The following is a 12,445-nucleotide window of genomic DNA, read 5'->3' as shown; positions in this document are numbered from 1 at the left end:
GCCGAAGGCTGCGATCTTTTGCTTTTTATGGTCGATGAATCAGAACGTCATACGCGCCTCGACGTACAGGTTCTGCTCCCGCAACTTGCCCTTGAGCTGTTCGTCCCGGGCATTGATGCGGTTGGCGAAGGTGTTGTACCCGGTTTCGATTTTGCCCATGTCGACATAGCGATAACCGGCGCCGAGGCTAATTTGCTGGTTGAGCTTGAGGTCAGCCCCGACACCCATGGCGTAGGCGAAGTTGTTCTGGCTGTTGTTGGCGAATCGTCGCGAAGGGTTGGTTTGATAACCTTCGGAGTTGACGTGCGCGACCCCCACGCCGGCCATTGCATACAGCGACAGGTAGTCGTTAAGCGGGAAATCCTTGTAGCCGTTGAGCATCAGGCGCTTGGACGAGACTTGCATGTTGTTGACGTTGGCGTTGAACGGCGCCCAGCGGCTCTTGAACTCCGAATCCTGCTTGATGCTGTATTCGGCTTCCAGGCGCCAATCGCCCTTGAATCCGTAGCCCAGCGCCACAGAGCCGCCAACATCTTTGTTGGTGTCCGGGCTGGCCACGCGATTGTTGACCCGGGGGCTGGTGAGCAGGGCGCTTTCCAGGTCTTGCTGGACGCTCTGGATTTTGACCGAGCCGTACAGGCCCTCGGCATGGGACACATTGCTGAACGCTGCAGCGAGCAGCAATAACGGCAGACCTGGGTTTTTCATGGGTATCGATTCGCTTGTGTAGGGTGTTCGAATCGACAAAGTTTGCAGGCCCGCAGCCGCCGCAAAAATCAGAGCATTCCTCAGTCATGCGCTGAATTCTCGTTAGGGTGGTGGGGAATTGGCATTCATCGCTGTAGGAAAATGCCCCATAAAAAATGCCGCTCATATGAGCGGCATTTCTACAGCTGGAAAAGTTTAGTCCGACGCGACGGCATTTTTCGCCAGGATCGCGTTCGCCAACTCCATGTCCGTGGCTTGCAGGCCCGGGTTGTCGGCACGGACTTTCTGCATCGCCGCTTCCAGGTAAGGGCCGCGGATGCCGCCGTCACTGGCGACGAAACTGCCGGCATCGTCCTGTGCCGCGACGATCAGCTTGTGATCCTTGAAGGTCAGGTAGGTCGAACCGGTGGTTGCACCGGACGAAATGACGTTACGCCAAAAGCTGTCGGCCATTGCTGAACCAACGGGGAGGGACAGCAAGGCAAGGGTAGCGACAGCAAGTTTGAGACGCATGATGGGTGACTCCACTGGGGTTAACTACGGGGTTGGATCGTCATTTACCCAATCGAGTTCCATGACCGCTCAGTCAGCCGGTTCCACCAGCAGAATCGCCCCTTGCTGGCTGACCACGCGCACGCGGCTACCCAGCGCCGCATCTGGCCCGCGCGCCATCCACACGCCATCGGCGACTTTGATCTTGCCGCGACCGTCGACAATCGCCTCGTGTACCACAAAGGTTTTGCCGATCAGTTCCTGGCCGCGCAGGTTGAGGTTCGGCTGATCACTCTCGCGCACGGCGCTGCGCTGGCGTCGCCACCAGTACACGGCGGTGGCGATCGAGAGCAGGCCGAACAGCAAAAATTGCAGCTCCCAGGACATGCTCGGCAGCACAAAGGTCAGCACGCCCACCGCTGCGGCGGCCATGCCGATCCACAGCAAGTAACCCCCGGCGCCGAACACTTCAAGAATCAGCAGCACCGTGCCCAGTGCCAACCAGTCCCAGAACGACAGATGTTGCAGGAATGCCCACATGGTGCGCGCCTCAGGCTTTCTTGTTGTCGAACGTGGCCTTGACGATTTCGCCGATGCCACCGACGGCACCGATCATCGAGCTGGCCTCAAGCGGCATCAGGATCACTTTGCTGTTGTTGGCCGAGGCCAGCTTGCCCAGGGCATCGATGTACTTTTGCGCGACGAAGTAGTTCACCGCCTGCACGTTGCCATTGGCGATCGCCTCGGACACCACTTTGGTGGCCTGGGCTTCGGCTTCGGCCTGACGCTCCCGGGCTTCGGACTCAAGGAAAGCGGCCTGACGACCCCCTTCTGCCTCCAGGATCTGCGCCTGCTTCTTGCCTTCTGCGGTCAGGATCGCCGCGGCCCGCAGGCCTTCGGCTTCGAGGATTTGCGCGCGCTTGATCCGCTCGGCTTTCATCTGGCCGGACATGGCGGCCATCAAGTCCGCTGGCGGGCTGATGTCCTTGATCTCGATCCGGGTAATCTTGATGCCCCACGGTGCCGTTGCTTCATCGACCGTGCGCAGCAGTTTTTCGTTGATGTTGTCGCGCTGGCTGAGCATCGCGTCCAGCTCCATCGAGCCGAGCACCGTACGGATATTGGTTTGCAGCAGGTTACGCACGGCGTGCTCGAGGTTGTTCACCTCGTAGGCAGCCTGGGCGGTGTTGACCACCTGGAAGAAACACACGGCATCGATCTGCACCGTGGCGTTATCGGCGGTGATGACTTCCTGGGGCGGAATATCCAGCACGCTTTCCATCACGTTGATCTTGCGACCAATGCGATCCATCACCGGAATGATGATGTTCAGGCCGGGCTTGAGGGTGTTGGTGTAACGACCAAAACGCTCGACCGTCCACTGATAACCCTGGGGCACGACCTTGAAACCCATGAACAGAATGGCGACGACCAGGCCGACAAACAGTAAAAGCACACTACCGATCTGCATAACGAATCCTTGTTGATGAATTGGCGATGGCAGGAGTGTAACGGCGCGCGTCGGCCAGCAGAACTGCTTAGTCACGCCTCGCATCATCAGGAGACATAAAAGGTTTCATTTCTGCTCACTCTGCGGCGTCACCCGCAACACCTCCTCAATCGTCGTGAGCCCCGCCGCCACTTTCTGCGCGCCGGACAGCCGCAAGCTACGCATGCCTTCCTTGAACGCCTGGCGCCGGATCGCCAGCAAGTCGGTATCGGGGGTGATCAGGGCTTTGACGCTGTCGGTCAGTTGCATGATTTCGTAGACCCCGGCGCGGCCGCGATAGCCGGTGTCGCGGCATTCCAGGCAGCCGATGGCGCGGTGGGCGTTGTTGGGTAGCGGGGCTTGCCAGGGCCGGGTCAGGGTTTGCCAGTCTTCTTCGCCGAGGGTCAGCGGCGCCTTGCAGTGTGGGCACAAGGTGCGGACCAGGCGCTGGGCCATGACTCCGAGCACCGTGGCTTTGATCAGGTAATGCGGCACGCCGAGTTCCAGCAGGCGGCTGATGGCGCTCGGTGCGTCGTTGGTGTGCAGGGTCGAGAGCACGAGGTGACCGGTGAGCGCGGCCTGGATCGCCATTTCGGCAGTTTCGAGGTCGCGGATCTCGCCGATCATGATGATGTCCGGGTCTTGCCGCATCAGTGCGCGCACGCCGGCAGCGAAGGTCAGGTCGATGTTGTGCTGGACCTGCATCTGGTTGAACGCTGGCTCGACCATCTCAATCGGGTCTTCGATGGTGCAGAGGTTGACCTCCGGCGTCGCCAGTTTCTTCAGTGTTGTATAGAGCGTGGTGGTCTTGCCCGAACCAGTCGGCCCGGTCACCAGGATGATGCCGTTGGGCTGGCGGGTCATGTCCTGCCAGCGGCGCAGGTCATCGGCGGAGAAACCCAACTGATCGAAGTCCTTGAGCAGCACTTCCGGATCGAAGATCCGCATGACCATTTTTTCGCCGAACGCGGTGGGCAGCGTCGATAGCCGCAGTTCCACTTCACCGCCGTCCGGGGTCTTGGTCTTGACCCGGCCGTCCTGGGGTTTGCGTTTCTCCGCGACGTTCATCCGGCCCAGGCTTTTCAAGCGGCTGACGATGGCCATGGTCACCTGGGGCGGGAATTGATAGACGTTGTGCAGCACGCCGTCGATGCGAAACCGCACCGTGCCTTGCTCGCGCCGGGGCTCGATATGGATATCACTGGCGCGCTGCTGGAACGCGTACTGGAACAGCCAGTCGACGATATTGACGATGTGCGCGTCGTTGGCGTCCGGCTCCTGATCGCTGGCGCCGAGGTTCAGCAGTTGCTCGAAATTGCCGAGGGTGCTGGTCTGCTGATCGGCATTGGTGGCGCCGGTGACCGACTTGGCCAGGCGGAAAAACTCCACGCTGAAGCGCTGGATATCCGCCGGGTTGGCCACCACGCGCTTGATCGGCAGCTTCAATACGTGAGTCAGGTCGGCTTCCCAGCCCGTGACGTAGGGCTGGGCACTGGCCACGGTCACCGCATCGCGGTCGATGGAAACGGCGAGGATTTTGTGGCGCTGGGCGAAGGCGTAGGACATCAGCGGCGTAATGGCCGCGACGTTGATCTTCAGCGGGTCGATGCGCAGGTAAGGCTGGCCGGCCTGTTGCGACAACCACAGGGTCAGGCTTTCGAGGTCGAGGTGTTTGCCGGGACGGCTGAGGTCGTCCAGGTGTTGGCTGGCAATAAACTCCAACGGATGCAACTGGCCATTGGCGGCATGCCGGCGTCGGGCGTTGAGCGCGAGTTCGGCCGAATCCTGGTTGATAAAGCCCTGGGCGACCAGCTCTCGCAGCAAATCATTGAGATCCAGCCAGCGGTCCTGAGTGGCAAGTTGAACGGACATGCGGGTTCCTTTTGAACAATCCTGCAAACAGCGATCTAGACCGCAGTGTGCAAAGGATAGTCGCGGACCCGCTGACCGTTGGGCCACTACCCGACGAAGCCGTTTCCAGTTCTTTCAGCCGGTCGCTTGCGCCTGCTCATCCCACGCAGAATCGGCACTTTGCAGGTTCACCGAACAGACGCTAATCAGGTTACGAAGTTTTTCCGCGATCACTTGGGCGCGATGCCAGGTCAGGCCGTCGATCACAATGTCAATCGACAGCAGATCGTCCATGCGCTGCACGTTGACCTGCTCCGGCGTCAAAAACTGCATGGCGAACAGGTTGAGTGCTCGGCACAGTAAGTCCGGCTCGGCTTCGGCCAGCAGTTGGTAGTGCACGCGGCAATGGGCGTTGCTGACATTCCAGACATCGACGCGGGTCGGTGGGGTGTTCACGGCTTCTAGATGCGGCATGGGTCGGGCTCCAAAATCACTGGAGGAATTTTTACATTCGGTGCCGGGCATTTCTTGGCTATGATCGGGTGTATTACCGATTTATCGAATCGTTTGATTCAACAAGTAGTCAATCAAGGGTTTTTCTATGCACGCCGAGCTGGATGGCTACGACCGCAAGATTCTCGCGTTGCTGCAAGAGGACGCTTCGCTGTCCAGCGCGCAGATCGCCGAACAGGTGGGGCTTTCGCAATCACCGTGCTGGCGGCGGATTCAGCGGATGAAGGAGGAGGGGATCATTCGCGGTCAGGTGACGTTGCTCGACCGCAAGAAAATCGGCCTGAACACGCAGATCTTCGCCGAAATCAAACTCAACGCCCACGGGCGTTCCAACTTCACGGAGTTCACCGAGGCAATTCGCGGTTTTCCCGAAGTGCTGGAGTGTTATGTGCTGATGGGGTCGGTGGATTTTTTGCTGCGGATTGTCACGGCGGATATCGAGGCGTATGAGCGGTTTTTCTTCGAGAAGCTGTCGATGGTGCCGGGGATTCAGGAAGTGAATTCGATAGTGGCGTTGTCGGAGATCAAGTCGACGACGAGTTTGCCGGTGTTGCGCTAAGTGATCGTTCCCACGCTCCTGCGTGGGAATGCAGCCGGTGACGCTCCGCGTCACCTGGACGCAGAGCGTGGGAACGATCATGTGGGGGGCGGGCTTACATACGCAGCAACATTTTCCAGGCACGGTTCTGATACACGGCGATGGCCTGCTGCTTACGCGCATCCAGGCTTTCGTCGGTGATCGGCTCGTTGGCCAGTTGCGCCAGTTTGTTCAGTTCGCCGTACAGGCGATCCATTTCCGGGATGTCCAGCACGCCACGGGCATGGTGCATCCAGGCCTGGATGCGTTCGATGCGCGGCAGTTGCTCGGCCAGGTCTTCGGGCTGTTGCTGGTAGCGTTGCAATTGCAGCGACGTGGCTTCTTCGCCCAGCAGGCGCGGCAGCCAGTTGGCCAGTTGTGCAGCGCCTTGGCGATTGCCACGCACGTTGCGGTCGGCAGCCCAGGTGCGAGCCAGCAACCAACGGGAAGTGTTCAGCGAGAACAGGCCCCAGCGCGGGTCTTGCAGTTCTTCGAGGAACTGCTCCGGCGCGGCTTTGCGCACGTCTTCGTCGTCCAGGCCGGCTTGCACCAGTGGGCGCCAGTCTTCCAGCAAGGCGTCCAGCGCAAGGCGCAGGTCGTGGGTCGACTGACGCGGTGCGGCTTGGCCAAGGCTGCTCAGCAGTGCGCGCAGTTCGCCGAGGTTTTCGACCCAGTCCTGCAACAGGCGCCAGTGGCCATTGAAGCGATATTGCTCAGCCAGACGCTGACTGCTGCCCAGCAAGTGCCAGCTCAGCGCGGCGAAAGCGTCGTCCAGCGGCATTTCGGCGGTGATTTGCGGCGCCGGCAGGCTCAGCGAATAGCTGTTGGCGTCGTACAAACGGTAGCCGCGCTCGGCCTTGCTGATGTCACACGGCATCAGGGCCAGGGTCGCGGCCAATTCAGCGGCCAGTTCCAGCAGCGCGGCAGGTTCGCCTTCACGCAGTTCCAGTTCCAGCTCGCAGATTTCTTCTTTCTGCTTGCCGACGACCACGTGGCCGAAGTCCAGCGCCGCTTCGATGACCACTTTGGTCTTGCCGCGACCCCAAGCGATCTCGGCGCGTTCGCGCACGAAATCGGTGGTGAAGATGGCTTTCAGGGTTTTCTTGTCCAGCTCCGCCAGCTCTTCAGGCCAGCATTCGCCGTCGAGTTTCTTCACGTCGAGCTTGGCTTTGGGCAGGTTCCAGTCGTATTCGTTACGTTCGGACAGACCGGCAACACTCTGGCCACGGGTCTTGAGGGTCTGGATCACTTCTTCGCCATCGCGGCGCAGGCGCAGGGCAACCTTGGCACGGGCCAGGTCGCGCTCAGGCGTGTCGAAGTACTGGTTCATCAACTCACGGCGTTCCCAGCCACTTTTGTTGCGTTTTTTCAGGAGCGGGTGCTCGCGCAGGGCAGCGAGGGTTTCGCGGCTGACGCGGAGTTTGATTTCGGTTTCTTTCTGCATGGCCGGAAAATCCAGGATCGGGAGCGCAGCCGGGGGAATGTGTGGCTGCCAAGGTCGTGCAGTGTACAGGAGTAGCCTGTCCTACGCGCCGCGACGGTTTATTCCTGTCGCCGGATGGTTCTATGATGGACTTCAATTCGGGAGTTGGAGTCAGCGATGCCTTTGCCGTCCATGAAAGATCAGTTCGCTGCGCTGATCGCTGCGCCGTCCGTCAGCTGTACCCAGCCGAGTCTCGATCAGACCAATCGCCCGGTGATCGATTTGCTGGCAACCTGGCTCGGCGATCTGGGTTTTACCTGCGATATCCAGCAGGTCAGCCCCGGCAAATTCAACCTGCTTGCCAGTTTCGGTTCCGGCCCGGGCGGCCTGGTGCTGGCCGGGCACAGCGACACCGTGCCGTTCGATGGCGCGTTGTGGCAGACCGATCCGTTGAAGCTGACCGAAGTGGACGGCCGCTGGGTGGGCCTGGGCAGTTGCGACATGAAGGGCTTTTTCGCCCTGGCCATCGAGGCGGTGATCCCGCTGCTCGGCCAACCGTTCAAACAGCCGTTGCTGATCCTCGCCACCTGCGATGAAGAAAGCTCGATGTCCGGCGCGCGTGCCCTGGCCAAAGCCGGGCGTCCGCTGGGCCGGGCGGCGGTGATCGGCGAGCCGACCGGGCTCAAGCCGATCCGCATGCACAAAGGCATCATGATGGAGCGCATCGACATCCTCGGGCAGAGCGGCCATTCCTCCGACCCGCGCCTGGGCCACAGCGCCCTCGAAGCGATGCACGATGCCATCGGCGAACTGCGCGGCTTGCGCCTGTTGTGGCAGCGCGAATTCCGCAATCCGCAGTTTGGCGTGCCGACCCCGACGATGAATTTCGGCTGCATCCATGGCGGCGACAACCCCAATCGCATCTGTGGTCAATGCTCGCTGGAATTCGACCTGCGGCCGCTGCCGGGCATGGACCCCAAAGCCCTGCGTGCGGAAATCCTGGCGCGCCTCAAGCCGGTTGCCGAACGCCATCAGGTGAAGATCGACTACGCGCCGCTGTTCCCCGAAGTGCCCCCGTTCGAGCAGGCCGAGGACGCCGAATTGGTCCGTGTCGCGGAAAAGCTCACGGGCCATCGCGCCGAAGCAGTAGCGTTCGGCACCGAAGCGCCTTATCTTCAGCGTCTTGGCTGCGAAACACTGGTGCTTGGCCCGGGCGACATCGCCTGTGCTCACCAACCGGGGGAATACCTCGAAATGTCACGTTTGCAGCCTACCGTGCATCTATTACGTCAATTGATTGAACATTACTGCCTGACGCCGGCCCAAAGCCCTACGTTGGCCAATTGAACGCAACACCTGTAGGAGCAACGCTTGCGCGCGATGGCTGCATTAAATCCAACAGCACAGTTGGCTGATACACCGCTATCGCGAGCAAGCTTTGCTCCTACAGAAATATATAAATTACCGGTGTCCCAACCCGTATTCATGAGGAGAGCTCGCGTGTCGCCAAGCCTGTTCCGACGATAACCACCAGCCCGTTGTGCGTTTTTTGCTTCGCCCATTTTTTTGGCTGCTATTTATTACAGGCCCAGGTTCATGCCCGACTACGTTAATTGGCTTCGTCACGCGTCTCCTTACATCAATGCCCACCGCGATTGCACGTTCGTCGTCATGCTGCCCGGTGACGGTGTGGAGCATCCGAACTTCGGCAATATCGTCCACGACCTGGTGCTGTTGCACAGCCTTGGTGTGCGACTGGTGTTGGTCCACGGTTCCCGTCCGCAAATCGAAACCCGCCTGGCCGCACGCGGCCTGATCCCGCATTACCACCACGGCATGCGCATCACCGATGCCGCGACCCTGGAATGCGTGATCGATGCCGTCGGCCAGTTGCGTATCGCCATCGAAGCGCGGTTGTCCATGGACATGGCTTCGTCGCCGATGCAGGGCTCGCGCCTGCGGGTGGCCAGCGGCAACCTGGTGACGGCACGGCCGATCGGCGTGCTTGAAGGCGTCGATTATCACCACACCGGCGAAGTGCGCCGGGTCGATCGCAAGGGCATCAATCGCCTGTTGGACGAGCGCTCCATCGTGCTGTTGTCGCCGCTCGGCTACTCGCCGACCGGTGAAATATTCAACCTCGCTTGCGAAGACGTCGCCACCCGCGCGGCCATCGACCTGGGTGCGGATAAATTGCTGTTGTTCGGCGCCGACCTGGGCCTGATCGATGAAAACGGTCGCCTGGTTCGCGAACTGCGTCCGCAACAAGTGCCGGCGCACCTGCAACGTCTGGGCAACAACTATCAGGGCGAACTGCTGGATGCGGCGGCTGAAGCCTGCCGTGGTGGCGTAGCCCGTAGCCATATCGTCAGCTACGCCGAAGACGGCGCGCTGCTGACCGAACTGTTCACCCGTGACGGTGGCGGTACGCTGGTGGCCCAGGAGCAATTCGAACTGGTGCGCGAAGCGGCGATTGAAGACGTCGGCGGTTTGCTGGATTTGATCAGCCCGCTGGAAGAGCAGGGGATTCTGGTGCGTCGTTCCCGGGAAGTGCTGGAACGCGAGATCGAGCAGTTCAGCGTGGTCGAGCGGGAAGGCATGATCATCGCGTGCGCGGCGCTGTATCAGATTGCCGACTCGGATGCCGGGGAGCTGGCGTGCCTGGCGGTGAACCCGGAGTATCGCCATGGCGGTCGCGGCGATGAATTGCTGGAGCGGATCGAAACCCGCGCCCGGGCCCAGGGGTTGAAAACCTTGTTCGTCCTCACCACCCGCACCGCGCACTGGTTCCGCGAGCGCGGTTTCGAACCGAGCAGCGTCGAGCGCCTGCCGTCGGCGCGGGCGTCGCTGTACAACTACCAGCGCAATTCGAAGATCTTCGAAAAGACCCTGTAACCGTAGCGCCACCCTCCTGTAGGAGCGAGGCTTGCCCGCGAAGGCGTCGTCACAGCCACTATCAATATCGGGCGTGATGGCCTCTTCGCGGGCAAGCCTCGCTCCTACGGGAGGTGGTGTTACTCGGTGACGAACTTCGCGCTGACATACGGCGAATAATCCGGCAGCACCGTCTCCACCTTTCCTTGTTCCTTCAAAAACTTCGCCGTCTCGCCGATCGCCTTGGCTGTGCCACCCTCGAGCCGCGCGGTGGTTTGCCGGGCCTTGGCCTCCGGAAAGTTGAACCGGCGACCACCTCGGGATGCTTTTCGGCGTAATCCTCGTACACAGACTTCAAAAGTCGGCGCTCCCCCATTGGCCAACCTGCGCCGCGTCGGTGAGGCGCCTGTCAGTCTTGCGAATGGCCCCCAGCGCTGGCGACCAGCCATACGCACCCTCAATGGCACCGGATGCAGATGCCGGTGACCACCTGCAAACCGCTTTTAAAACGGCGTCAGTCGATTTTATGACCTATGGTCTTCTCACAAATCCCATCGGCCTCGGCGCTTTGCTCGGGTCGATACCGGTTTGTAGCCAAGAGTGAGGCTGGCTGGCTGGGCTTCCAAAAATCTTAATATCGATACACAAACTGTAACAATTGAGCCGGATAGTTCGCGTTTGATTGTCATGGCGTGGCTTTTGATGAGATGGATTGCGAGTGCTTTAAAAAACGAGTGGATCTAAAAAAATACTAATAAATACCTTTTAGGAATTGGTTTGTGAGCCGCCATTTCAGCGGGCAGCAGCGCAGATCAATTCCTAAAGGGTATGAGAAAGGGTCTGCTGATTCTTTTTAGGCTTATGAAAATTCATGACCTTGCAGGGACCAAATCAGAGGGGGGATTAGACCATGGTCGTAGACACATAAAGTTACGATTGACTTGTGGGTCACGGTCTGGCGCTAATCGCCAATCCTAGAAACCCTGGGCTATTGACTCAGGGCCAGGAACACAAAAATTAGAAACGAGAGGAGCTTAACAATGAACAAGTCCACCTTGGCCTTGGCTGTGGCCGTAGGGGTTTTGGCGCAGCAGGCAGGCGCCGCGGGTTTCCTGGAAGACAGCAAGGCTTCCGTCAGTTCCCGCACCATGTATTACAACAACGACAATCGTGATGGCGGTGCGGATCAGAAAGAGACCGCTGAGGGGCTCAAGTTCGATTACCTGTCCGGCTTCACGCAAGGCGTTGTCGGTTTTGGTCTTGACGCCCAAGCGCTTGTCGGCATCCATCTTGATGGTGGTCGCGGCCATCACCCGGACAACAACTCGTTCACTCCAAGCGACTCCGATGGTTCTGCGACGGATAGCTGGAGCCGTGTGGCTGCTAACGTTAAGGCGCGATTCTCCAAGACCGAAGCCCACTTGGGCGGCGCTTTGCAACCCAGCCTGCCGATTCTGGTCGCGAACGACAGCCGTCTGCTGCCGCAAACCTTTGAAGGTGGCACCATCACCTCGAAGGAAATCGACAACGTGACCTTCAACGCCGGTCAGCTTGAACACGCCGTGGGTCGCGCCTCATCCAACAGCACCGGTCTGGCTGTAGCTGGCGGTACTGAGGAAAGCAACCAGTTCCGTTACGGCGGCGCTGACTGGAAGGTCACCAAAGACCTGATGTTGCAGTACTACTATGCAAACCTGCAGGACTACTACAAGCAGAACTTCCTCGGCCTGGTGCATGTCTTCCCGATCACGCCTAACCAGTCCTTCAAGACAGATCTTCGTTATTTCGACAGCAGCTCCGACGGCAAGAACGGCGATGCTGGTTACCGCTTCAACAACAATGGTGGTTTCGCCAGGAACCCGGGCGAGGTCGATAACAAGACCTGGAGCGCCATGTTCACTTACACCCTGGGTCCTAACGCATTCCTGGTTGGTCATCAGCGTGTGAACGATGACGGTGGTTTCGTTTATCTGGGTCAAGGCAATGTTGTTGATGGCAACGGTCGAAATGAAGGGGCTGGTGGCTCAAGCTTCTACCTGTTCACCGACAGCATGGTTAACGGGTTTGTTCGCGCAGGTGAGAACACCACCTTCGGTCAATACACCCTTGATTTCGCCGCTTTGGGTGTTCCTGGCTTGAAAACCTCGATCGCTTATTTGCATGGCGATAACATCAAGGCTGCGAACGGTATTGGCAGTGATCAGTCCGAGTGGGAGCGCGACATGCGCGTGGATTACACTGTCCAGCAGGGTCCCTTCAAAGGTTTCGGCACAACACTGCGACACGGCACATACCGTGGCAGCGATACCGGTATCGCCAGCCAGGACCAGACCCGCCTGATCTTCAACTACACCTACAGCTTCATGTAATTACCATCAGGAAAAAGCCTCGCCCCATCGGCGAGGTTTTTTTTGCGGTTTTTTTGATATTCCAAAAACGCTATATTTGATGTTTTTTTATTCTTTTTAGCTTTTTGTTCTGGCGCATAAAGTAAGCCCCGTCCGGTACTCATTGCGAG

12 protein-coding genes and 1 pseudogene are annotated in these 12,445 nt (G+C 59.4%); 4 read left to right on the top strand and 9 right to left on the bottom strand.

Going from position 1 to position 12,445, the window contains the following annotated elements; all coding sequences use genetic code 11:
* Window positions 1-39: 39 nt before the first annotated feature.
* The 6 genes from ACY4LX_RS32225 to ACY4LX_RS32200 form a co-directional block, all read right to left on the bottom strand.
* Window positions 40-708 (bottom strand): outer membrane protein, encoded by a 669-nt coding sequence (locus ACY4LX_RS32225; RefSeq protein ID WP_463258794.1) that lies wholly within the window; start codon window positions 706-708, stop codon window positions 40-42.
* 195 nt (window positions 709-903) lie between these two features.
* Complete coding sequence (locus ACY4LX_RS32220; protein ID WP_178129183.1) at window positions 904-1,224, bottom strand: DUF2388 domain-containing protein; 321 nt, start codon at window positions 1,222-1,224, stop codon at window positions 904-906.
* A gap of 66 nt (window positions 1,225-1,290) precedes the next feature.
* The gene (locus ACY4LX_RS32215; protein ID WP_149660242.1) at window positions 1,291-1,740 is read right to left on the bottom strand and encodes an NfeD family protein; all 450 of its coding nucleotides are present in this window, start codon (window positions 1,738-1,740) and stop codon (window positions 1,291-1,293) included.
* A 10-nt stretch (window positions 1,741-1,750) separates the two neighbouring features.
* The gene (locus tag ACY4LX_RS32210; protein WP_054044604.1) at window positions 1,751-2,671 is read right to left on the bottom strand and encodes an SPFH domain-containing protein; all 921 of its coding nucleotides are present in this window, start codon (window positions 2,669-2,671) and stop codon (window positions 1,751-1,753) included.
* Between the two features lie 105 nt (window positions 2,672-2,776).
* The gene (tfpB, locus tag ACY4LX_RS32205; protein WP_054044602.1) at window positions 2,777-4,561 is read right to left on the bottom strand and encodes a type IV pilus assembly ATPase TfpB; all 1,785 of its coding nucleotides are present in this window, start codon (window positions 4,559-4,561) and stop codon (window positions 2,777-2,779) included.
* A gap of 114 nt (window positions 4,562-4,675) precedes the next feature.
* On the bottom strand, window positions 4,676-5,014 hold the full coding sequence (locus tag ACY4LX_RS32200; RefSeq protein ID WP_463258793.1) for a hypothetical protein: 339 nt from the start codon (window positions 5,012-5,014) through the stop codon (window positions 4,676-4,678).
* A gap of 127 nt (window positions 5,015-5,141) precedes the next feature.
* On the opposite strand from ACY4LX_RS32200, the gene ACY4LX_RS32195 reads away from it, so the two are divergent.
* Window positions 5,142-5,612: an Lrp/AsnC family transcriptional regulator gene (locus ACY4LX_RS32195; RefSeq protein ID WP_109502952.1), complete on the top strand. Its 471-nt coding sequence runs from the start codon at window positions 5,142-5,144 to the stop codon at window positions 5,610-5,612.
* A 94-nt stretch (window positions 5,613-5,706) separates the two neighbouring features.
* Here ACY4LX_RS32195 and ACY4LX_RS32190 read toward each other — a convergent pair whose 3' ends face one another.
* Window positions 5,707-7,074: a CYTH domain-containing protein gene (locus ACY4LX_RS32190; protein WP_149660244.1), complete on the bottom strand. Its 1,368-nt coding sequence runs from the start codon at window positions 7,072-7,074 to the stop codon at window positions 5,707-5,709.
* 156 nt (window positions 7,075-7,230) lie between these two features.
* Here ACY4LX_RS32190 and argE point away from each other — a divergent pair, with 156 nt between their 5' ends.
* Both argE and argA read left to right on the top strand, forming a co-directional pair.
* Complete coding sequence (gene argE / locus ACY4LX_RS32185; RefSeq protein ID WP_463258792.1) at window positions 7,231-8,400, top strand: acetylornithine deacetylase; 1,170 nt, start codon at window positions 7,231-7,233, stop codon at window positions 8,398-8,400.
* Between the two features lie 249 nt (window positions 8,401-8,649).
* Window positions 8,650-9,948 (top strand): amino-acid N-acetyltransferase, encoded by a 1,299-nt coding sequence (gene argA / locus ACY4LX_RS32180; RefSeq protein ID WP_149660246.1) that lies wholly within the window; start codon window positions 8,650-8,652, stop codon window positions 9,946-9,948.
* Window positions 9,949-10,067: 119 nt separating this feature from the next.
* Here the strand turns inward: argA and tauA are convergent.
* A pseudogene (gene tauA, locus ACY4LX_RS32175) lies at window positions 10,068-10,395 on the bottom strand (taurine ABC transporter substrate-binding protein); the annotation flags it as partial.
* Window positions 10,396-10,967: 572 nt separating this feature from the next.
* On the opposite strand from tauA, the gene ACY4LX_RS32170 reads away from it, so the two are divergent.
* Window positions 10,968-12,296 carry an OprD family porin gene (locus ACY4LX_RS32170; protein ID WP_463258791.1) on the top strand — a complete coding sequence of 443 codons (1,329 nt, stop codon included), beginning with the start codon at window positions 10,968-10,970 and terminating at the stop codon, window positions 12,294-12,296.
* Here the strand turns inward: ACY4LX_RS32170 and ACY4LX_RS32165 are convergent.
* Window positions 12,281-12,439, bottom strand: coding sequence for a hypothetical protein (locus ACY4LX_RS32165; protein WP_463258790.1), 159 nt, complete (start codon window positions 12,437-12,439; stop codon window positions 12,281-12,283). The genes ACY4LX_RS32170 and ACY4LX_RS32165 overlap by 16 nt on opposite strands.
* Between the last annotated feature and the right edge of the window lie 6 nt (window positions 12,440-12,445).

The sequence above is a fragment of the Pseudomonas sp. Emmai genome (assembly GCF_055179735.1).
Note: the sequence above shows the minus strand (reverse complement) of the source record. Positions and strands in the feature narration are given on the sequence as shown.

What these genes read in the sequence shown, in the direction of transcription:
- ACY4LX_RS32225 (WP_463258794.1), bottom strand. Translation starts at nt 708, where the DNA reads ATGAAAAACCCAGGTCTGCCGTTATTGCTGCTCGCTGCAGCGTTCAGC.
- ACY4LX_RS32215 (WP_149660242.1), bottom strand. Translation starts at nt 1,740, where the DNA reads ATGTGGGCATTCCTGCAACATCTGTCGTTCTGGGACTGGTTGGCACTG.
- ACY4LX_RS32210 (WP_054044604.1), bottom strand. Translation starts at nt 2,671, where the DNA reads ATGCAGATCGGTAGTGTGCTTTTACTGTTTGTCGGCCTGGTCGTCGCC.
- tfpB (WP_054044602.1), bottom strand. Translation starts at nt 4,561, where the DNA reads ATGTCCGTTCAACTTGCCACTCAGGACCGCTGGCTGGATCTCAATGAT.
- ACY4LX_RS32200 (WP_463258793.1), bottom strand. Translation starts at nt 5,014, where the DNA reads ATGCCGCATCTAGAAGCCGTGAACACCCCACCGACCCGCGTCGATGTC.
- ACY4LX_RS32195 (WP_109502952.1), top strand. Translation starts at nt 5,142, where the DNA reads ATGCACGCCGAGCTGGATGGCTACGACCGCAAGATTCTCGCGTTGCTG.
- ACY4LX_RS32190 (WP_149660244.1), bottom strand. Translation starts at nt 7,074, where the DNA reads ATGCAGAAAGAAACCGAAATCAAACTCCGCGTCAGCCGCGAAACCCTC.
- argE (WP_463258792.1), top strand. Translation starts at nt 7,231, where the DNA reads ATGCCTTTGCCGTCCATGAAAGATCAGTTCGCTGCGCTGATCGCTGCG.
- argA (WP_149660246.1), top strand. Translation starts at nt 8,650, where the DNA reads ATGCCCGACTACGTTAATTGGCTTCGTCACGCGTCTCCTTACATCAAT.
- ACY4LX_RS32170 (WP_463258791.1), top strand. Translation starts at nt 10,968, where the DNA reads ATGAACAAGTCCACCTTGGCCTTGGCTGTGGCCGTAGGGGTTTTGGCG.
- ACY4LX_RS32165 (WP_463258790.1), bottom strand. Translation starts at nt 12,439, where the DNA reads ATGAGTACCGGACGGGGCTTACTTTATGCGCCAGAACAAAAAGCTAAA.